The following is a 20,893-nucleotide window of genomic DNA, read 5'->3' as shown; positions in this document are numbered from 1 at the left end:
CTCGGGTCAGTGGGCGAGTTCAACCCGGTTACGGCCATTGCCCTTGGCCTGGTAGAGAGCCTGATCGGCGCGTTTCATGGTGCTGCTGGGTGGTTCCCCGGCGCTGCGCAGGGCCGCGCCGATGCTGATAGTCAGGTGCAGGGGTTGGTTGTCGGTTTCCACCGGCTCTTTGCTCAGGGTGCTGCGAATCCGTTCGGCAATTTGCAGCAGCTCATGTTCGTCATGCACCTGCAGCAGCACCACGAACTCCTCGCCGCCACTGCGGGTGACTACATCCTGCGGGCGCACGGCAGCGCTGATGCGCCGCGCAGTTTCCCACAGCACCTGATCGCCTGCTGCGTGGCCGTGGTTGTCGTTAACTTTCTTGAAGTAGTCGAGGTCGCAGAACAGCACACCGAGGCTCAAACCCAGTTCGTCGGCCTGCTGCTGGTGCCTGGGCAGGAAGTGATCGAGGCCAGCGCGGTTCCACAGCTGGGTCAGTGGGTCGAGCATGGTCTTGCGCTGTTCGCGGCTCAGGGCCGCGCGCAGCTGTTCAGTCTGGGCGCTGACATGGCGCAGTTTCAGGTAGCCCTCCACCAGCACGGCCATGTCGATAAACAGGCGCAGCTGCTTGTCGCTCAGTTGCCGGGGTGCTGGATCGATCAGGCACAGGGTGCCGAGCGGCTGACCCTCTTCGGAGAACAGCGGTTGCCCGGCATAGAAACGGATCTGCGGGTTGTTGATCACCACCGGATTGTCGTGAAAGCGCAGGTCGTTGTAGGTGTCTTCGACAATCAGCGGCTGGGTGCCGAGGATCGCGTGGGCGCAGAAGGAAATGGTCCTTGGAGTTTCGGTGATATCCAGGCCGATGCGTGACTTGAACCACTGGCGGTCATGGTCGATCAGGCTGACCAGTACGGTCTTGACCGCGAAGACCTCGCGCACCACCCGTACCAGGGTGTCCAGGTAGGGGTCGGCGGGGGTGTCGAGCAATTCGTTGTCATCGAGGATCTGCTGGCGCAGGACTTCATCGCAGGGCATTTCAGGGCTGAGCATGGGGTGCTCCTGATCGGTTGGGGGCGAACCATTGGTCGGCACGTGTCAGGTGGTAAGCATAGCCACCCAGGCACAGGCCGCGCAGCGCCATAAAGGTCAGTAGCGCCAGCCACAGGCCGTGGTTGCCCAGAGCCTGTAGCCACCAGGCCACTGGCAGGCTGAGGAATAATGCCCAAAGCATGGCATTACGCATCTCGCGCGCACGGGTGGCACCGATAAACAGGCCGTCGAGCAGGTAGCTCCAGACCCCGATCAATGGCAGCAAAGCCAGATAGGGCAAGTAGGTCAGTGCCGTGCTACGCACCGTGGCGATATCGGTTTGCAGCCCGACAAACCAGTGCCCGCCGAGCCAGAAGAAGAGGGCAAAACCCAGGCTCGCCAACAGTGACCAGGCCCCCGCCACCAGCATGCTGCGCCGCAGTGCCTGGCGATCCCCGGCGCCCAGCGCATGTCCACCCAGCGCCTCGACGGCATGGGCCAGCCCGTCCAGGGCGAAGGCGCTCAGCATCAGCCCATTGATCAGCAGGGCGTTGGCCGCCACGGTGGCATCACCTAGGCGAGTGCCTTGCACGGTGACGAGGAAAAATGCCGCTTGCAGGGCCATGGTGCGAATAAAAATATCGCGATTTACCGCCAGTAAAGGTCGCCAGTTCCGCCATAACCGCAGTGCGGGCCAATTGATGCGGCCAGCCTGCTGCTTGATTGTCTGGCGCGCCAGATAAAGGCCGAGCAGTGCCCCGCTCCATTCCGCCAGTGCCGAGCCCCAGGCCGCGCCCGCCACTTCCCAACCCAGTCCGAGGACAAACAGCAGGGTCAAGACCACATTGAGCAGGTTGGTGCCGAGTATGATCAGTAACGGCCCGCGGGCATTTTGTGTGCCGAGTAGCCAGCCGACCAAGGCATAGCTGGCCAGTGCGCCCGGCAGGCCGAATAGCCGAATATGCAGATAACTGCGGGCCAGAGCGTCGAGCTGCGTCGAAGGCTGCATCAGCTCCAATATCGGTGCGCTGAGCAGGCGCATCAGCAGGCTGAGCGCCAAGGCCAGTACGCCGCCTAACAACAAGGCTTGCAGCAATACTTGGCGCAGCGCGCTGCCGTCTCTGCGGCCAGCCGCCTGGGCGGTAAATCCCGTGGTGCCCATGCGCAGAAAACCCACACTGCCGACCAGTAAACCGTACAGGCTTGCACCCACCGCCACTGCCGCCAATTGATGGGCGTGCGGTAGATGGCCGATCACCGCACTGTCGACCAGCGCCACCAGGGGCACCGAGAGGTTACTCAGAATCATCGGCGCAGCCAGCGCCCAGACCCGTTTATGGGTCGGCGCATGCTGCCAGGCATCGCGTAAGGCGTTTATCAACGGTGCTCTCAATCTTCGGTGGGCAAACATGCAACGAAATGCACGGAGGCATGTCACAGGCGGGTTATTAAACACTGATCGACAGGCGTGCGCTGCTGAGCAATTTTGCAGATGCACGCTTAGTGGTCGGTTAGCGCCTCGACTATAGTGTCAGGCCTCTGCATCTACCCTATGTTGGAGCCCCGCAATGCCGAAGAATGGACTGCTTCTGGCACTTGTCCTGAGCTTGCTCAGCGCCTGTGATTCATCCACCCCGGTGCCCGCCGAAGTGACGGCCACCCAAGCCACCCCCAGCACCCGCGAGACGGCCAAGGCGCCGGTTGACCGCAAGGCGCTGGCCGAACGTTACGCCGGTCGCGAACTGACCGTGGTAGACGTTTCGGAGGTTCAACTGGATGGCGCCAGCACCCTGTCGATCAGTTTTTCCGTACCGCTTGACCCCGAGCAGAAGCTCGCCGAGCGCCTGCACCTGGTCGACAGCAAAAGTGGCAAGGTCGATGGCGCCTGGGAGCTGACCGACAACCTGATGGAAGTGCGCCTGCGTCACCTGGAACCGCAGCGCAAATTGGTGCTGACGGTGGATGCCGGGCTGCTCGGGCTGAATGGCAAGCGCCTCGCCTCCGAGCAGGTGACCCGCCTGGAAACCCGCGACCTGCAAGCCAGTGTCGGCTTCGCCAGCCGTGGCTCCTTGCTGCCGACTCGCCTGGCCGAAGGCTTGCCGGTGATTGCGCTGAATGTCGACAAGGTGAATGTCGAGTTCTTCCGCATCAAACCCGAATCGCTGCCGGCTTTCCTCAATCGCTGGGGCCGTTCGAGCAATCTGGATAACTGGGAAGCCCGCAGCCTGCTGCCGATGGCCGAGCTGGTCTACGGCGGCCGCTTTGACCTGAACCCGGCGCGCAACACCCGCGAAACCCTGCTGCTGCCGATTGCCGGCCTGGAGCCGTTCAAGCAGCCCGGTGTGTACCTGGCGGTGATGCGTGAAGCGGGCAGCTACAACTACTCGCAACCGGCCACGCTGTTCACCCTGAGCGATATCGGCCTGTCCGTGCACCGTTACCAGAACCGTATGGATGTGTTCACCCAGGCCCTGGCCGGTGGTGATGCCTTGGGCGATGTACGTCTGGAAATCCTCAACGCAGAAGGCCAGGTGCTGGCCGAAGGCAAGACCGACAGCGCCGGCCATGGCGAACTGCCGCTGCCGCCCAAGGCCGAAGTGCTGTTGGCCCATCAGGGTGAACAGACCAGCCTGTTACGCCTGAACACCGCCGCGCTGGACCTGGCCGAATTCGATATCGCCGGTCCTGTTGCCCATCCGTTGCAGTTCTTCGTATTCGGCCCGCGTGACCTCTATCGCCCAGGCGAGACCGTACTGCTCAATGGACTGCTGCGCGATGCCGATGGCCGCGCGGTAAAAGCCCAGCCGGTGAATGTGGAAGTGCGCCGCCCGGATGAGCAGGTCAGCCGCAAGTTCGTCTGGCAGGCCGACGATTCCGGCCTGTATCAGTACCAACTGCAACTGGCTGATGAAGCGCCGACCGGCCGCTGGCAACTGCTGTTCGATCTCGGTGATGGCCGTCAGCAGTTGTACGAGTTCTCCGTGGAAGACTTCCTGCCGGAACGTATGGCCCTGGAACTCAAGGGCAGCGAGGTACCTTACAGCCCGAGCGAGAACGCTCAGTTCGACGTGACGGGGCGCTACCTGTATGGCGCCCCTGCTGCCGGTAATCGTCTCAGTGGCCAGCTTTATGTGCGTCCGCTGCGTGAGGCAGTGGCGAGTTTGCCGGGCTATCAGTTCGGTTCGGTTACTGAAGAAGAGCTGAGTGAGGACATCGAACTGGATGAAACCAGCCTCGACGAACAGGGCAAGGCCAGCCTGGATATCGAAAGCCGCTGGAGCGATACCAAGTCGCCGCTGCGTCTGATCCTGCAAGCCAGCCTGCAGGAGTCCGGCGGCCGCGCGATTACCCGACGAATTGTCCAGCCGGTGTGGCCGGCCGAGCGTCTACCCGGTGTGCGCGGGCTGTTCGATGGCGAAGAAGTGGACGCCGACAGCCTGGCCGAGTTTGAAGTGCTGGTGGCCGATGCCGAGGGCAACAAGCTGGCGGCCGATCAGCTCAGCGTGCGCCTGATTCGTGAGCGCCGCGACTATTTCTGGAACTTCTCCGAGAGCGATGGCTGGAGCCATAACTACACCGAGAAATTCCTCACCCTTAACGAAGAAACCCTCAAGGTCGCTGCCGGTGGCACCGCCAAGATCAGCTTCCCGGTGGAGTGGGGCCCGTATCGCATCGAGGTGATCGACGGCCAGACCGGCCTGCTCAGCAGCCTGCGCTTCTGGGCCGGCTACCGCTGGCAGGACAACGCCGACGGCGGCGCAGTGCGTCCGGATCAGGTCAAGCTGGCGCTGGATAAACCGGCGTATGTCGATGGCGACACCGCCCAGGTTACTGTCACCCCGCCTTCCGCGGGCAAGGGCTACCTGATGGTGGAGTCCAGCGAAGGCCCGCTATGGTGGCAAGAGGTCGACGTGCCGGCCGAGGGCAAGACCTTCGACATCCCGATTGCCAAGGACTGGGCACGCCATGACCTGTATGTCAGCGCCCTGGTGATTCGTCCCGGCGAGCGCAAGAGCAATGCCACGCCTAAACGTGCGGTCGGCCTGCTGCATCTGCCGCTGGAACGTGCGCCGCGCAAACTGGCGCTGACCCTCACCGCTGCAGAAAAAATGCGCCCCAACCAGCCGCTCAAGGTCAAGGTACAGGCGCGCAATGCTGACGGCAGCATTCCGAAACAGGCGCAGGTGCTGGTGGCGGCGGTGGATGTCGGCATCCTCAATATCACCGGCTACGCCACGCCGGATCCATTCGCCGACTTCTTCGGCCGCAAGGCTTATGGCGCGGATCATCTGGATATCTACGGCCAGTTGATCGAAGCCGGCCAGGGCCGAGTGGCCAAACTGGCCTTCGGTGGTGACGCGGCGCTGGCCGGTGGCGGCAAGCGTCCGGACACCAGTGTGCTGATCGTCGCCCTACAGAGTGAGCCGCTGAAACTGAACGAGCAGGGTGAAGGCGAAGTCAGCCTGGCGATCCCTGACTTCAACGGTGAACTGCGCCTGATGGCGCAAGCCTGGACCGACGAGCACTACGGCATGGGCGAAGGCAAGACGGTGGTCGCTGCACCACTGATTGCCGAGCTGTCGGCGCCGCGCTTCCTCGCCGGTGGTGATGAAACCACCCTGGCCCTGGACCTGAGCAACCTCTCCGGGCGCGAGCAGAAACTCGATGTACAACTGAGTGCCGAAGGTCAACTGCGCCTGGCGCAGAACCCCGGCGCAGCGGTGGCGCCGATCACCCTGGCCGACGGTCAGCGCACCATCCTGCGCATCCCGGTTAGTGCCTTGGGTGGTTACGGCCAGGGACGCTTCAAGGTCAGCGTCAACGGCCTGGCCCTGCCCGGTGAAGACCTGCCGCCGTTCAGCCGTGAGTGGACGCTGGGCATTCGCCCGGCCTATCCGGCGCAGCTGCAACACTTCCGCGCCGTGCTCAAAGATGAACCCTGGCTGCTGCCGGCCAATGCCCTGAGTGCCTTCGAAACGGCAGGGCTGGAAGCGCGGCTGGCGATATCCAGCCGTCCGCCGCTCAACCTGGGCGAGCAGATTCGCGCGCTTAAAGCCTATCCATACGGCTGCCTGGAGCAGACCACCAGTGGTCTGTACCCGTCGCTGTATGCCGATGCCGCCACACTGAAACGTCTGGGCGTGGCAGCCGAGCTGGATGAGCAGCGCAAACGCTCCATCGAGCTGGGCATCGAACGCCTGCTGAGCATGCAGCGCTACAACGGCAGCTTCGGTCTGTGGGGCGCGGACAGCGACGAGGAATACTGGCTGACCGCTTATGTCAGCGACTTCCTCCTGCGCGCCCGTGAGCAAGGTTTCGGCGTGCCGGAAGAGGCGCTGAAAAAAGCCAACGAGCGCCTGCTGCGCTACCTGCAGGAGCGCCAGCTGATTGAGGTCAACTACAGCGACAATGCCGAGCACAGCCGCTTTGCCGTGCAGGCCTACGCCGGTTACGTGCTGGCGCGCAGCCAACAGGCGCCACTGGGTGCGCTGCGCAGCCTGTACGAGCGGCGCAGCGATGCCCGTTCCGGCTTGCCGCTGGTGCACCTGGCCGTGGCCCTGCAGAAAATGGGCGACCAGCCGCGTGCCGACGAACTGCTGACCGCCGGCCTGGCCCGTGGCCGTGACAGCAACACCTGGCTGGCTGACTACGGCAGCCCGCTGCGCGACCAGGCGCTGATTCTGGCGCTGCTCGAAGAGCACGACCTGGCCGGCAACCGCCGCGAAGAGCGGCTGTTCAACCTGGCTGACGAAGTGGCCGGGCAGCAGTGGCTGTCGACCCAGGAGCGCAACTCGCTTTACCTGGCCGGGCGCAACCTGCTGAGCAAGCCGGAGCCAAACTGGAGTGCCGCCCTGCAAAGCGGCAGCCTGGCCTTCGACCTGAGCAATGCCCAACCGGGGCTCAAACTCGATGGCAGCGACCTGGCGGCGCCGCTGAGCATTCGCAATTCAGTCAGCAAACCGGGCGACACGCCGCTGTACCAGCAGCTCACCCTGTCCGGCTACCCCAGCCAGGCCCCCGCCGCCGGCGGCGAGAACCTCAGCATCTACCGCGAATACCTGGGCATGAATGGCCAGCCGCTGGACCTGAGCAACCTGCAAAGTGGCGAGCTGGTGCTGGTGCACCTGGCCGTATCCGCCAAGCAGCGCGTACCGGACGCCCTGGTGGTCGACCTGCTGCCGGCAGGCCTGGAGCTGGAAAACCAGAACCTGGCACAAAGCTCGGCCAGCCTGGATGACGCCAGCAGTGCGGTGAAAGAGTGGCGTGAGTCGATGCAGAACGCGGCGATCAAGCACCAGGAGTTCCGTGGTGATCGCTACGTTGCAGCGCTGGACGTCAACGGCTACGACACCACTCACTTGCTGTACCTGGCCCGCGCCGTCACCCCCGGCAGCTACCGCGTGCCGCCACCGCAAGTGGAGTCGATGTACCGGCCGAACTGGCAGGCATTGGGCACCACGCCGGGGCGTTTGATCGTTAAGGAGCGTTAGAACGCACAAGGCCCGCCAGATTGGCGGGCCTTGTTGTTTGGCTTAACCGATCAGGCCGCCTAGCAACCATAACCCCAGCACCAGCCAGATCACCCCGGCAATGATCGAACGGCGGATAAAGGCGCGCACCGCCAGGTACAGCAGCCAGAGGCCGGCCACCAGCACGACGATGCTGAGCAATGATGGCGTCACCCCCAAGGCCTTGGACATGCCCGTGATAAAGCTGCTGACCGCACCACCGAGTAGGCCGAAAAAGCCGCTCAAACCTTCGACGATAAAGCGGATCACCGAGCCAACCGCTTCGCCCAGGGATTCAAAAAAGCCTTCTACACCCATAGTTCTCGTTCCACTCAACGCTGCATGGATTGCTGCTGCGCGCCAGTGTGCCAGTGATTTGGCAGAATGGCAGCGCTGCTGGCCGTTTGTCAGTACAGCATCGCGATACAAGGAATGGCTCCGCGCATGACCCGCGTTAACCTGTTTTACCAGCGGCTTGTTGTGATCTGCCGTCAGCACCTCTGGGCGCTGTTGCGGCGGCCCTGGCTGGCGCTGCCGTTGGCTTTGCTGCTGGCACTGCTGGCGGCCGACCGCCTGTTTCCGTTGCCGCTGCCGGGGGATGACCTGGCCCGCGTGGTGCTGGCCGAGGACGGTGCGCCGTTGTGGCGCTTCGCCGACCAGGATGGCGTATGGCGTTACCCGGTCAGCCCCGGTGAGGTGTCGCCCTATTACCTGGAGGCGCTGCTGACCTACGAGGATCGCTGGTTCTATCAGCACCCCGGGGTCAACCCGCTGGCGCTGGGCCGCGCGGCCTGGCAGAACCTCAGTGGCGGGCGCGTGCTTTCGGGCGGCAGCACCCTGTCGATGCAGGTGGCGCGCCTGCTCGACCCGCATGCACGCAGTTACAGCGGCAAGCTCAAGCAGTTGTGGCGCGCGCTGCAGCTGGAGTGGCACCTGTCCAAGGATGAAATCCTCACCCTCTACCTCAATCGCGCGCCGTTTGGCGGCACGCTGCAAGGGGTGGCGGCCGCCAGCTGGGCCTACCTGGGTAAATCACCGAGTCAACTGACCCGCGCCGAAGCGGCATTGCTTGCGGTGCTGCCGCAGGCACCCAGCCGTTTGCGCCCGGATCGTCATCCCGAGCGGGCGCAGGCGGCGCGCGACAAAGTGCTCAAGCGCCTGGCCAGCTTCCAGATATGGCCGCAATCGGCGATCAACGATGCGCTGGAAGAACCGGTGCTGTTGGCGCCGCGTCAGGAACCGCGGCTGGCCCCATTGCTGGCACGGCGGCTGAATGCGGCGGGCAGCCCACCATTGATTCGCACGACGATCGATGCCGCCTTGCAGCGCCGTCTGGAAGACCTGCTGCTGGGCTGGCGGGCGCGGCTGCCAGAGCGCACTTCGGCGGCGATTCTGGTGGTCGAGCAACCCAGCATGGCGGTGCGCGCCTACCTGGGCTCAGTGGATATCAGCGATGCCAAGCGCTTCGGCCATGTCGACATGATCAACGCCGTGCGCTCGCCGGGTTCGACGTTGAAGCCTTTTCTCTACGGTATGGCGTTGGATGAAGGGCTGATCCATTCCGAATCGCTGCTGCAGGATGTACCACGCCGTTATGGCGATTACCGGCCGGGCAACTTTGCGGCTGGCTTCAGCGGCGCGGTGTCGGCCAGTGAGGCGCTGGCCACCTCGCTCAATCTACCCGCCGTGCAACTGCTGGAAGCCTACGGGCCGAAGCGTTTTGCCGGTGAGCTGCGCAGCGCCGGCGTGCCCTTGCTGCTGCCACCGCTGGCCGAACCTAATCTGGCGTTGATTCTCGGCGGCGCCGGCAGCCGGCTGGAGGAACTGGTCAGCGGTTACAGTGCCTTTGCCCGCAGCGGCATGGCCGCACGGCTGCGTTTTCAGCCGCAGGATGGGCTGCATGAGCGGCGTTTGCTGTCGGCAGGCTCGGCGTGGATCGTGCGGCGTATTCTCAGTGGACAGGCGCGCCCGGACCGTGATCCGCGTGCGCAACTGGTGCAGCGTCCGAGCCTGGCCTGGAAGACCGGCACCAGCTATGGCTTTCGTGATGCCTGGGCGATTGGCGTGGCGCCGCGTTACCTGATCGGCATCTGGATCGGCCGCCCTGACGGCACCCCGGTGTCCGGGCAGTTTGGCCTGGCGTCGGCCGCGCCACTGCTGCTGCAAGTGCATGATCTGCTGGTCAACCGCGACAGCCAGCGCGGCATTGCCTTGCCGATAGACCCGCAGCCGGCCTCGGTCGGTGTGGCCGCCATCTGTTGGCCGCTGGGTCAACCGCTCGACAGCCACGACCCCAACTGCCGGCGTCAGCGCTTTGCCTGGACCCTGGAGGGGACTACGCCGCCGACCTTGCAGGCGCGGGATCAGCCGCTGGGCCTGGGCTTGCAGGAAACCTTCTGGGTCAATGCCCTGGGCCTGCGTGTGGACGCCAGTTGCCCGGGGGCTCGCGCGCAGCATCTGGCGCTGTGGCCGGCACCGTTGGAGCCCTGGCTGCCACGCCGCGAGCGGCGCAGTGCACGCCTGCCGGCGGTGGACCGGCAATGCCCGCCGCAACAGGTTGTCGCCAGTGCGCCGTTGTCGATTGTCGGGGTGCGCGAGGGCGATCGTTTGCGCCGCCCCGTCGGCAGCGCCGAGCCGTTGCGGTTACTGCTGTCTGCGCTGGGTGGCAGTGGTCGGCGCTGGTGGTTCGTAGACGGCCAACCAGTGGCGGAAACTACGGCCGAAGCTGTGCTGAGCCAGAGCTTTGCGCGCGCCGGGCGCTACCAGCTCAGTGTGCTCGACGAGAGCGGCCAGACCGCCAAATTGAGTTTCAGCCTGTCCGATTGAGGTCGTTTGCCCGCTGTCCGTCAATGGACGGGCTACGCTGCTAGCAACAGGTGCTCGGCAAGGTGCCGGGCAGCAGCGCAGGGAAAAGCCATGTCGATGAGCTACAAGGCAAGTGCGTTCTGGCTGTGCGGATTGCTGTTCAGCGCCTGGCTGGCGGCGGCGCAGTGGTCCGGACCACGTGACGGGCCGCCGGCGCGCAGCGGTATGCAGGTCAGCTTTATTGCGGCAGATTTTCGCAACGGTGGTGTGGTCGGCGTGTATCGCAGCTTCGAGCGGGCGGCCAAGCTGCTTGGCTGGCAGGTGCACGCGGTGGATGGTCGAGGCGACCCGGCAGAGATCCGGCGCGTAGCGGCGCAGGTGCTGGAGCGCTCCCCGCAGGGGGTAGTGCTCGGCGGCTTTGACCCGCAGACCCTCGGCGCGTTGATCGATGACTTCAAACGCCAGGACATTCCCCTGGTCGGCTGGCATGCCGGAGATCGGCCAGGGCCGACCGAGGCGCTGTACAGCAACATCACCAGTGACCCGCAGCAGGTGGCCGATCTGGCGGTGGAGTACGCGATGCGTGATGGCCCGATTGGTGTGGTGATTTTTACCGACAGCCAGTTCGCCATCGCCACGGCCAAGACCGAACGGATGGCCGAACGCCTGGCGCAATGTGAGCAATGCCGCCTGCTGAGCATTGAGGATTTGCCGATTTCTGCCGTGAGCAAGGGCATGGATGAGCGGGTGCGTACGCTGCATCGGCGCTTCGGCAATCAATGGAGCCACACGTTGGCGATCAACGATGTGTACTTCGACCATATCAACGTGCCGCTCAACGCCTTGGGGCGTAAGGGCCTGCGCAATATTTCTGCGGGTGATGGTTCAGCCAAGGCTCTGGGGCGTATTCATTCCGGCCTGTCGCAACAAGTAGCGACGGTGGCCGAGCCCTTGAGCGTGCAGGGCTGGCAGCTGGTTGACGAGCTGAACCGGGCATTTGCCGGTACGCCCCCGAGCCAGTTTGTTTCCGCGCCGCTGCTGATCATCCCCAGTGTGTTGCAGGAGAGCGATGACCTGAGTATCGAACTGGATTTCAGCCACGAAGAGGCCTATCTGCGCTTGTGGCGGCAGCTGCAGTGAGAGGCGCTGCGGGCGGGTTAAAGTCGGCATAGGGGCTGGCCGATAGCTGTTATACGTCGGTAGATTGTTGAGTTTGTGTACATGATTGTATTCAATCTGCCCTTTCCAATAATAAACATAAGGTAACCCTCCATGAGCGTGTGGAAACGCAGCATTCAGTGGCAGCTGATTCTCAGCATGGGCGCTGCCCTGCTTGCCAGCATTCTGATTGTGGTCGGCGTCTATTCGGCGGTGGTCAATCGCCTGAGTGAGCGCTTTCTGGTCGAAGAAGCACTGCCGGCTCGGGTGCTGGCGATTCGCAATGATCTGGAGCGGGTGCTCACCGCGCCGATTACGGCCAACGCCGGGATTGCCAGCAACGCGTTCATTCAGGATTGGCTGGCCGCAGGTGAAGATGAGGGCCTGCGTGATGCCGTGGCACGTTATCTGGATGGTGTACGCGTGCAGCAGAACGCCATGACCACCTCGATTGCCGTACTGGAAAGCGGCAACTATTTCACCGGCACCGGCCTGGCGCGGGTCATCAGCCGTGATCAGCCGGAGAACCAGTGGTTCTACAAACTGGTCGACAGCAGCCGCGATCAGGTGCTGGAAATCGACATCGACAAGGGCACGCGCCTGCCCACCCTGTTTATCAACCAGCGCATCAAGCAGGGCAGCAAGACGCTGGGTGTGTCCGGTCTGGGTTACAGCCTCAAGGCCATGTCGGAAATGATTCGTGATTTTCGCTTTGGCGAGCGCGGCCAGGTGTTCCTGATCGATGCCCAGGGCGATATCAAGGTGCACCCGCAGGCCGAGCTGAGCGGCAGTGGCCGTCTGGCCGAGCTGTTTGGCCAAGGCCCGGCTGACCAGTTGCTCAGCAGCGGCGGCAAGGCGGTGCGCTTCGAGCGTGACGGCGAGGCATACCTGGCCGTGGCGCAGAAGCTCGGCAGTCTGGACTGGCTGCTGGTCAGCGAGGTGCCGGAAGCGGAAATCTACGCTGAAGCGCGTCAGGCGCTGTTTATGACCAGCGCCATCGGCATTGGTGTGGCGTTGCTGTTCCTCGGGCTGGTGGTGGTTCTGGCACGTAGTCTGGTGCGACCGATCCGTCAGGTGACAGCTGCACTGGTGGAAATTGGCGGCGGTGGCGGCGACCTGACCCGTCGCCTGGATGAGTCGCGCGAGGACGAATTGGGCGATCTGGCCCGTGGTTTCAACCGCTTTATCGGCGGTCAGCGTAGCCTGATCAGTGATGTGTTGGCGACCAGCGAGCGTTTGCGCGCCTCGGTCAGCCAAGTGGCGCAGGTGGTCGACAACACCGCCGGGCGCTCCAGCCAGCAGCAGGAAATGACCGACATGGTCGCCACAGCCGTGCACGAGATGGGCCTCACCGTGCAGGAAATTGCGCGTAATGCCAGCAGTGCGGCGCAGTCATCGCAAAGCGCGCGGGACGAGGCGCAGGGCGCGCGTAATGAAGTGCGCCAATCCATCGGGCATATCGAGAGCATGTCCACTGATATTGGCAATGCCGCCGCCGCAGTCAGTGAGCTGGCCGAGCAGGTGGCTTCGATTGATCAGGTACTGGCGGTGATTCGCGGGATTTCCGAGCAGACCAACCTGCTGGCGCTCAACGCCGCCATCGAAGCGGCGCGGGCTGGGGAGATGGGGCGCGGTTTTGCTGTGGTGGCCGACGAGGTACGCACCCTGGCCAGCCGCACGCAGAGCTCGACCGATGAAATTCAGCAGATGATCCAGCGCCTGAAACAGGGTGCGGAAACCGCCGTAAGCTCCATGCATGCCGGCCAGCGGGCGACCGGTACTGGGGTAGAAGCCAGTCAGCGTACCGGGCAGTCGCTGAGTGCGATCACCGAGCAGATTGAACGCATCAGCGATATGAATACCCAGGTGGCCACCGCCACCGAGGAACAGTCATCGGTGACTGAGGAAATCAACCGCAACGTACAGGGCATTGCCGACCTGGCCCATGCCACAGCCGGTGAGGTACAGGTGTGCAAGGAAGATTGCCAGACCCTGCGTGGGCTGGCGGATGACCTGGCCAAGCAGATGGGTAACTTCCGCCTCTAGGCTCAGGGAACAGGTCTTGGTGTGGTGGCAGCCTGGCTGCCGCCTATGTCAGGCCAGTTCGATACGGTTACGTCCGGCGCTCTTGGCCTGGTAGAGGGCGTCATCAACCCGCTTGAAGAAGGCTTCGGCACTGCCGTCGCGCAGCATGTCGTAACAGCCGACGCCCAGGCTCGCCGTCAGTGGCAGCTGGGCTCCGGGAACATTGAAGCCTTCGCGCTCCAGCTCTTGACGGAACTGCTCGGCCAGCTGGCGGGCCTGTTCCAGCGGGGTGTTGGGCATCAGGATGCCGAACTCTTCGCCGCCCAGGCGCAGCAGGGCGTCACTCTCGCGGCGAAAGTTCTGCCGCATCCGATCGGCAAAGGCACTCAGACAGCTGTCGCCACAGCTGTGGCCGTATTCGTCGTTGATCCGCTTGAAGAAATCGATGTCCAGCAGCACCAGGGATAGCGGCTGGCTCTGCCGCTGGGCGTTGGCCACCATCACCGGGAACAGGTTGTTGAACTGATAGCGGTTGCCCAGCTGAGTCAGGCTGTCGGTGCGGCTGAGCCGCTCCAGTTTTTCCTGCTGCTCAAGCAACTGCAGTTCCAGGGCCAGGGTGTTGTGGTATTCGCGGTTGCTGCGGTTGAGCGCCAGCAGCAGGTAGCTGAGGTAGAAGCTCAAGGTGATCAGAATGGCGTACTGATCGCGCCAGTCCACGGCCAGGCTGATCAGGCCCGGCAGGTAGATCAGTAGCAGGGCGAGGATTGCGAGCTTCTTGCGCATGGTGAAGTTGAAGGCCAGCGCGGTACTGAAGGCGATAGTGCTGAGGGTGGCGATGATCGCCGAGTCACTGAACAGGGCGTTCTTGTGTGCCAGCGCGTGGGCCAGGCCCCAGCTTAGCGCGGTGAGCAGAATCAATCCCCAATGCAGGTTGAGCCAACGCTTGAGGCTGGCATCGCTCTGCTCCTGTGGCAGGCGGTGCAGTAGGCGCAGCGCCAGTAGCAGGGCGAAGATGCTGATGCCGACGAGCCCCGGAATGATCAGGGCGCCTGGTTCATTGCTGAAAATCCAGGTGAGCGCCCAGGCCAGCAGGTAATAGATACCTCCCAGCGGCGAGCGGATGCGAGTGTCTTGGGCTTCACGCCACAGTACGAAGGCCTTGGGCTGGCGGGGGAGCTGGGCTTCAGTCATGGTCTGTGATCACAAATACGGCTTTCTGGCAGCATAACCCGTCCAAAGTGAAAAAGCTGTCACATCGCCAGCTTTCATCAACTCGGCAATTCGGCATCCAACTTGCTTGAGTCTGAGGCGAAAACCGCAGCCATTGCGGGGTTTGCTCCGCCATGCAGCGGTTTTCTGGTGGCCTCGGCGAGACTGGACTAAAACCAAAGGATAAGGCTGTGGTTCTAGCTGCCGCTCCGTAAGAGGGCTGGTGGTCAGTGAACTGCGCTGTTTTGTTTCGGCCGGGCGGCCTGGGGCAGGCGAGGTGAGCATGTTGCGAGTGCGAAGTACGTGGCTGCTGGGGCTGCTGTTGGTGGCGCAGATGGGGATAGCGGCCAGCTTTCCTGAGCGACCGCTGACCATGATCATCGGCTATGCCGCAGGCGGCAGCACTGACCTGCAAGGTCGGGTTCTGGCGCAGATACTGGAAGAGCAGCTGGGCCAGCCGGTTATCGTCAACAACCTTCCAGGTGCTGGCGGTGCAGCCTCGGCGGCGATGCTGGCCAGCAGCCTTGAGCAGGGCTATGTGTTCCAGTTTGGCGGCTCGTCGGTGGTGAGCATTGCGCCGCTGCTGTCGCCGGCATCCTATGGGGTCGACAACTTCACCTACGTTGCCGGTTTGTCTCTGGAGCAGCCTGCCTTTGTCACCGGCGCTACGCGTGGCATCAGTGACTGGTCAGCGCTGCTGACCTACCTGCGCGCCAATCCGGGGCAGGTGTATGTCAGTCAGGCGGCGGAGGATCGCCTGATTCTGCGGGCGATTGCCAAGCGCGAAGGCTTGAGTCTGCGCACCGTGCCCACTTCCGGTGGTGCGGGAATGGCGCCGCTGGTGATCTCCGGCGATGCGGTGTTTGCCTACAGCGGCGGCACGCACACCGGCTATACCGAATCTGGTGAGATGCGCGTGCTGGTCAGCCTGGCCGACGAGCGCCTGCTCGGTTACCCCGAAGCGCCGACCTTGCGCGAGCTGGGTTATAAGCTCGGACTGCATACCATGCGTATTGTCATGGTGCCGGCCAACACCCCGGTCGAGCAGGTCGAGGTGCTGGCCAACGCTTTGGCAGTGGCGGTAAAGGATCCCCGGTTTATCGAAGTGACCGAGCAGCGCATTCGCCAGCCGGTGATATTCATGCGCGGCGACGAGATCAAGCCGATGCTGCTGCGGCAGATGCACGAGTACCGAACACTGATTGATGAGATTGGCTTGCAGTAGGGGCGGGATATCACCCGGTTACCCCTGAGGCGTGAAGGCGGATGAGTAGTAGCCACAGATCGATGCCCAAGACGGCACGCTGGGAATTGAAGTTCTCCACCCGAATTGCCCTGCTGTTCGGCGTACTCGGCATGGTGGCGATCAGCGTGGTGATGGTCTATTCGCTGCGTACCGCTGAGGCCAACCTGCAAAGCGAGATTCGCAACAGCCTGGCGCAGTACCAGCGCACCCTGGTCAGCCAGGTCGAAACCCGCCTGCAACTGCTGGAGGTCTACCTGCACAGCGCTTCGGCGCGGCGCACGGTGAGCGCATTGTCGGAACAGACGCTGGCGGTGGAAGAGATCGCAGCGGATGTGGCCTTCATGTTTCAGGATGCCAATATCGACTCACGCCTGGAGCTGTTTTTTCTGCTCGACCCAACAGGCCAGTTGGTGATGGATGCTGGTCTGCCTCTGCATGACATCAAACCGCTGGTCAGCGCCTTGCGCGCGCCACTGCATTACGTGCAGGGCTGGTCGCTGGTTGAGGTTGGCGCGCAGAGTGCCCTGCTCAAGGCCACGCCGATCTTCGATCCGGCCACCGTGCAACTGCGCGGCTATCTGTTCGTCGGCCTGGCGCTGGGGCAGAACCGCGCCTTCCTGACTGAGTTGAGCGACAGCACCAGCCTGGATCTGCTGGTGCTGGGGCACGCCCAGCAAGCGCTGATGTGGCAAGGCGACAGTGAACTGGGCTTGCGCGGCGAGGCGGAGCTGACCCGTCTGGCGCGTGATGGTCACGGGCTGTATGTACAGCGCTTCCCGATCACCCTGACAGGTGTGGTCGAACCGTTCTGGCTGACGCTGGGGGTGTCGGACCAGCGCTTCGCCTCGATCTACGACAGCTACCTGCAGTCGTTTCTACTGGTCAGTGGTGGTTTTCTCCTACTGTTGCTGGTGGCGGCCTGGCTGCTGCGAATCAACCATGATCGGGCGATCAATCAGCTGCTCGGGTTTATCAAGGCCACCCAGGCCGGCGGGCGCGGCCTGTGTTTCCAGCCCACCGGTATCTATGAATACAACCAGGTCGGCGTGGCGATGCAGCACATGGTCGAAGACCTGCATATCGCTGCAACGGTGTTCGAGTCCGCCGAAGGCATGCTGGTGACCGACGCGCAATTTGTGGTTCTGCGCGCCAATCCGGCCTTCAGCCGCATGAGCGGTTATAGCGAGAATGAGGTGGTGGGCAAACCCCTCGACTGCACCCTGATGCCCGACAGTTTTGCCAGCAATCGTGCGGCCATGCAGGCGGCTCTGGCTGAGCAGGGCGCCTGGCAGGGGGAAATGCTCGGCCGGCGCAAGAATGCCCAGGAGTATCCGCAGTGGCTAAGCATTGCCGCCGTGCGCAGCGGCGGGGCCAACCAGCACGTCAATTATGTGATCACCCTGGCCGATACCACCCAGCGCAAGGCGGCGGAACAACGCATTGAACAACTGGCCTACTACGATCCGTTGACCAGCCTGCCCAACCGCCGCCTGCAACACGAGCGCCTGGAACGTGCCCTGCAGGCCAGCGAAAACAGCCGCCAGCGTGGCGCAGTGCTGTTTATCGATCTGGATGATTTCAAGATTCTCAACGATGCCCGCGGCCATGACATCGGTGATCAACTGCTGCAACAGGTGGCTGAGCGCCTGAGTGGCTGTGTGCGGCAGACCGACAGCGTGGCGCGCATCGGTGGCGATGAGTTTGTCATCCTTCTGGAAAACCTCGGCATTGAGCCGCTGGAGGCCGCGCAACTGGCCGAGAGCATCGCCGGCAAGATCCTCTTCACCCTGCGCCAGCCCTTCAGCGTGGGTGGTGTGGAGCACTTCAGCACGTTGAGCATCGGCATCGCCATGTTCAACGGTAAAGGCGAGCCGCTGGACGACCTGCTCAAACAGGCCGATCTGGCCATGTACCAGGCCAAGGCGCAGGGGCGTAACACCAGCTGTTTCTTCGAGCCGCAGATGCAGCAACGGGTAATGCAGCGCGCCAGCCTGGAGAGCGACCTGCGCCAGGGCCTGCTGAAAAGCGAGTTCGTTCTTTACTACCAGGCGCAGATCGATCAGCGCGCGGGCCTGCAAGGTGCCGAAGTGCTGCTGCGCTGGCAGCACCCGCAGCGGGGCCTGCTCACCCCGGGCGAGATCATCCCGATAGCCGAAGGCTGCGGGCTGATTCTGCCGCTGGGCGAATGGGTGTTGCAGACGGCCTGCGCGACCCTGGCACAGTGGGGGCGTTCGGCTGAGTTGCGCCATCTGAGCCTGTCGGTCAACGTCAGTGCCAAGCAGTTGCAGCAGCCCGATTTTGTCGAGCAGGTGCTGCAGATCGTGCAACGCAGCGGCTGCAACCCCAGCAGCCTGAAGCTGGAAATCACCGAGAGCATGCTGCTCGATGGGCGCGAGGCGGTGATCGCCAAGATGGCCCGGCTCAAGACGCATGGCCTGCGCTTTGCGCTGGACGACTTCGGCACCGGCTACTCGTCGTTGTCCTACCTCAAGACCTTGCCGGTGGATCAGCTGAAGATCGACCGTTCCTTTGTCTGCGATCTGCTCAGCGACACCCAGGATGCCGACATTGCCTGCACCATCGTGTCCCTGGCGCATGCGCTGAAGCTGGACGTGATCGCCGAGGGCGTGGAAACCCAGGCCCAGTGCGAGCGCCTGAGCAGCTTTGGCTGCACCTGCTTTCAGGGCTATTACTTCGGTCGGCCGGTGCCGCTGGATCAGCTGTTTGCTGCTGCAGCGACCGAGCCGAGTTGAGCGGGCTCAGTGCCCGAGCACGTGGTCGATGGCTTCGGGCTTTTCGTGCACGCCAAAGCGATCAACGATAGTCGCGCTGGCTTCGTTAAGACCGAGCACTTCGACCTCACTGCCGCTGCGACGCAGTTTCAGCACCACCTTATCCAGCGCTGCGACGGCCGTGATGTCCCAGAAGTGTGCGCGGGACAGGTCAATCACCACCTTGCTCAGGCCTTCACGCAGATCAAAGGCACTGACGAACTTGTCGGCTGAACTGAAGAACACCTGCCCGACCACCTGGTAGGTGCGCTGGCCGGTTGCGCTGTCCAGCGCCGAGGTGATGTACAGGTAATGGCCGATCTTGTTGGCGAAGAACATCGCTGCCAACAGCACCCCGACAAACACGCCATAGGCCAGGTTATGGCTGTAAACGGTGACGGCCACGGTGGCGAGCATGACGATGTTGGTCGACAGCGGGAAAGTACGCAGGTTGCGCAGCGACGCCCAGCTGAAGGTGCCGATCGACACCATGATCATCACCGCCACCAGCGCAGCCATGGGGATCTGCCGTACCCAGTCGCTGAGAAACACCACCATCAACAGCAGCACGCTGCCGGCCACCAGGCAGGACAAACGGCCCCGACCGCCGGATTTCACGTTGATCACCGACTGGCCGATCATCGCGCAGCCCGCCATACCGCCCATCAGGCCTGCGGCGATATTGGCCACGCCCTGGCCTTTGCATTCACGGTTCTTGTCGCTTTCGGTATCGGTCATGTCATCGACGATGGTCGCGGTCATCATCGACTCCAGCAGGCCAACCACGGCCAGTGCGGCGGAATAGGGGAAGATGATCGCCAGGGTCTCGAATGTCAGGGGCACGTCCGGCCAGAGGAAGATCGGCAGGGTGTCCGGCAGTTCACCCATGTCGCCGACGGTGCGGATATCCAGGCCGAAATACACCGCCACGGCGGTCATCGACAGGATGCACACCAGCGGCGACGGGATCAGGCGGCCCAGCGTCGGCACATAGGGAAACAGGTAGATGATGGCCAGGCCCGCCGCACACATGGCGTAGACCTGCCAGGTGACGTTGGTCAGCTCGGGCAGCTGCGCCATGAAAATCAGAATGGCCAGGGCGTTGACGAAGCCGGTGACCACCGAGCGCGAGACAAAGCGCATCAGTGAGCCGAGTTTGAGGTAACCCGCGCCAATCTGCAGCGCGCCGCACAACAGTGTTGCGGCCAGCAGGTATTCCAGACCATGGTTTTTCACCAGGGTCACCATCAGCAGGGCCATGGCTCCGGTGGCGGCGCTGATCATGCCCGGGCGGCCACCGACAAAGGCGATCACCACGGCAATGCAGAAGGAGGCATACAGGCCGACTTTGGGGTCGACCCCGGCGATGATCGAGAAGGCGATGGCTTCCGGGATCAGCGCCAGCGCCACCACCAGACCGGCGAGTACATCGCCGCGGATGTTAAAGAACCAGGTGTTTTTCAGGTGTTGCAGCATGGTCAATTCCAAAGGCGGTGGCGCGGCGGCCAGCCAATAGGCACTGCCGCGCCGGACGATGAGTCGGGCACGCGACGCTTGGCGATAGGCTGGGCAGGCAAGGCGCAGGGCAAAAAACGCCGCGCACTTTAGCACAGCGGGATCACCACCCATGGAGCAGGTGCCGGGTGGCTAGCTGCGCCTGATCAGCCAGATACCGGCAACGATCAGCAGCAGGCCGCCGACTTTGCCTGCGCTGATCGGCGCTTCACGAAAGCCGGCCCAGCCGAAGTGGTCCAGGGTCAGGGCCATGCTCAGCTGCCCGGCGATCACCAGCACCATAAACAGCAGGGCGCCGACGCGTGGGCCGGCAAAGGCGGCGGTGGCGATAAACATCACCCCCAGCAGGCCGCCGCTCCAGTGCCACCAGGTCAGACCTTTGAGCGCGGCGAAGCTGGGGAATTCGCGCTGCACCAGCACCAGAATCAGTAGCGCCAGAGTGCCGACGGCAAAGGACACCAGCGCCGCGGCCAGCACGCTGGACACCTGCTTGGCCAGTTGACCGTTGATCCCGGCTTGCAGCGGCAGGCAGGCGCCGGCAACGAAGGGCAGGGCCATCAACCACCAGATCGGGGCAGGCATGGGCATATCTCCAGGCGGGCAGGGCGGGCGATTATGCCGCAAATGCACAGCGCGCCGTC

At 63.3% G+C, this 20,893-nt stretch carries 12 protein-coding genes and 1 pseudogene; 7 read left to right on the top strand and 6 right to left on the bottom strand.

Translation table 11 applies throughout. The features are described from left to right. Nucleotides 1–6: 6 nt before the first annotated feature. On the bottom strand, nt 7–1,035 hold the full coding sequence (locus IOD17_RS15610) for a sensor domain-containing diguanylate cyclase (RefSeq protein ID WP_233685974.1): 1,029 nt from the start codon (nt 1,033–1,035) through the stop codon (nt 7–9). Continuing rightward, nucleotides 1,022–2,392 (bottom strand): MATE family efflux transporter, encoded by a 1,371-nt coding sequence (locus IOD17_RS15605; RefSeq protein WP_233686031.1) that lies wholly within the window; start codon nt 2,390–2,392, stop codon nt 1,022–1,024. The genes IOD17_RS15610 and IOD17_RS15605 overlap by 14 nt, the downstream gene beginning before the upstream one ends. Before the next feature lie 190 nt (nt 2,393–2,582). On the opposite strand from IOD17_RS15605, the gene IOD17_RS15600 reads away from it, so the two are divergent. Further along, nucleotides 2,583–7,505 (top strand): alpha-2-macroglobulin family protein, encoded by a 4,923-nt coding sequence (locus IOD17_RS15600; RefSeq protein ID WP_233685973.1) that lies wholly within the window; start codon nt 2,583–2,585, stop codon nt 7,503–7,505. 42 nt (nt 7,506–7,547) lie between these two features. Here the strand turns inward: IOD17_RS15600 and IOD17_RS15595 are convergent, their stop codons facing one another. Next, nucleotides 7,548–7,841, bottom strand: a complete 294-nt coding sequence (locus IOD17_RS15595; RefSeq protein WP_233685972.1) for a hypothetical protein — start codon at nt 7,839–7,841, stop codon at nt 7,548–7,550. Between the two features lie 126 nt (nt 7,842–7,967). On the opposite strand from IOD17_RS15595, the gene pbpC reads away from it, so the two are divergent. The 4 genes and pseudogenes from pbpC (at nt 7,968) to IOD17_RS19545 (ending at nt 13,532) form a co-directional block, all read left to right on the top strand. Next, complete coding sequence (pbpC, locus tag IOD17_RS15590) at nt 7,968–10,349, top strand: peptidoglycan glycosyltransferase PbpC (RefSeq protein WP_233685971.1); 2,382 nt, start codon at nt 7,968–7,970, stop codon at nt 10,347–10,349. Nucleotides 10,350–10,439: 90 nt separating this feature from the next. After that, nucleotides 10,440–11,468: a substrate-binding domain-containing protein gene (locus IOD17_RS15585; protein ID WP_233685970.1), complete on the top strand. Its 1,029-nt coding sequence runs from the start codon at nt 10,440–10,442 to the stop codon at nt 11,466–11,468. Nucleotides 11,469–11,600: 132 nt separating this feature from the next. After that, nucleotides 11,601–12,662, top strand: a pseudogene (locus IOD17_RS19550) (cache domain-containing protein); the annotation flags it as partial. Nucleotides 12,663–12,794: 132 nt separating this feature from the next. Further along, a complete protein-coding gene (locus IOD17_RS19545; RefSeq protein ID WP_418904279.1) occupies nt 12,795–13,532 on the top strand; it encodes a methyl-accepting chemotaxis protein in 738 nt (245 codons plus the stop codon). A 48-nt stretch (nt 13,533–13,580) separates the two neighbouring features. Here IOD17_RS19545 and IOD17_RS15575 read toward each other — a convergent pair whose 3' ends face one another. Beyond that, nucleotides 13,581–14,702, bottom strand: a complete 1,122-nt coding sequence (locus tag IOD17_RS15575; protein WP_233685968.1) for a sensor domain-containing diguanylate cyclase — start codon at nt 14,700–14,702, stop codon at nt 13,581–13,583. 301 nt (nt 14,703–15,003) lie between these two features. Here IOD17_RS15575 and IOD17_RS15570 point away from each other — a divergent pair, with 301 nt between their 5' ends. Continuing rightward, on the top strand, nt 15,004–15,945 hold the full coding sequence (locus tag IOD17_RS15570; protein WP_233685967.1) for a Bug family tripartite tricarboxylate transporter substrate binding protein: 942 nt from the start codon (nt 15,004–15,006) through the stop codon (nt 15,943–15,945). A gap of 41 nt (nt 15,946–15,986) precedes the next feature. Then, nucleotides 15,987–18,719, top strand: a complete 2,733-nt coding sequence (locus IOD17_RS15565) for an EAL domain-containing protein (protein ID WP_233685966.1) — start codon at nt 15,987–15,989, stop codon at nt 18,717–18,719. Nucleotides 18,720–18,725: 6 nt separating this feature from the next. Here IOD17_RS15565 and IOD17_RS15560 read toward each other — a convergent pair whose 3' ends face one another. After that, complete coding sequence (locus tag IOD17_RS15560; protein ID WP_233685965.1) at nt 18,726–20,213, bottom strand: SulP family inorganic anion transporter; 1,488 nt, start codon at nt 20,211–20,213, stop codon at nt 18,726–18,728. Nucleotides 20,214–20,384: 171 nt separating this feature from the next. After that, a complete protein-coding gene (locus tag IOD17_RS15555) occupies nt 20,385–20,834 on the bottom strand; it encodes a DMT family transporter (protein WP_233685964.1) in 450 nt (149 codons plus the stop codon). Between the last annotated feature and the right edge of the window lie 59 nt (nt 20,835–20,893).

This window comes from Pseudomonas anguilliseptica, assembly GCF_021375795.1.
GTDB classification, from domain to species: domain Bacteria; phylum Pseudomonadota; class Gammaproteobacteria; order Pseudomonadales; family Pseudomonadaceae; genus Aquipseudomonas; species Aquipseudomonas anguilliseptica_A.
This window is presented reverse-complemented; position numbering and strand designations above follow the sequence as displayed.

What these genes read in the sequence shown, in the direction of transcription:
- IOD17_RS15610 (WP_233685974.1), bottom strand. Translation starts at nt 1,035, where the DNA reads ATGCTCAGCCCTGAAATGCCCTGCGATGAAGTCCTGCGCCAGCAGATC.
- IOD17_RS15600 (WP_233685973.1), top strand. Translation starts at nt 2,583, where the DNA reads ATGCCGAAGAATGGACTGCTTCTGGCACTTGTCCTGAGCTTGCTCAGC.
- IOD17_RS15595 (WP_233685972.1), bottom strand. Translation starts at nt 7,841, where the DNA reads ATGGGTGTAGAAGGCTTTTTTGAATCCCTGGGCGAAGCGGTTGGCTCG.
- pbpC (WP_233685971.1), top strand. Translation starts at nt 7,968, where the DNA reads ATGACCCGCGTTAACCTGTTTTACCAGCGGCTTGTTGTGATCTGCCGT.
- IOD17_RS15585 (WP_233685970.1), top strand. Translation starts at nt 10,440, where the DNA reads ATGTCGATGAGCTACAAGGCAAGTGCGTTCTGGCTGTGCGGATTGCTG.
- IOD17_RS19545 (WP_418904279.1), top strand. Translation starts at nt 12,795, where the DNA reads ATGACCGACATGGTCGCCACAGCCGTGCACGAGATGGGCCTCACCGTG.
- IOD17_RS15575 (WP_233685968.1), bottom strand. Translation starts at nt 14,702, where the DNA reads ATGACTGAAGCCCAGCTCCCCCGCCAGCCCAAGGCCTTCGTACTGTGG.
- IOD17_RS15570 (WP_233685967.1), top strand. Translation starts at nt 15,004, where the DNA reads ATGTTGCGAGTGCGAAGTACGTGGCTGCTGGGGCTGCTGTTGGTGGCG.
- IOD17_RS15565 (WP_233685966.1), top strand. Translation starts at nt 15,987, where the DNA reads ATGAGTAGTAGCCACAGATCGATGCCCAAGACGGCACGCTGGGAATTG.
- IOD17_RS15560 (WP_233685965.1), bottom strand. Translation starts at nt 20,213, where the DNA reads ATGCTGCAACACCTGAAAAACACCTGGTTCTTTAACATCCGCGGCGAT.
- IOD17_RS15555 (WP_233685964.1), bottom strand. Translation starts at nt 20,834, where the DNA reads ATGCCTGCCCCGATCTGGTGGTTGATGGCCCTGCCCTTCGTTGCCGGC.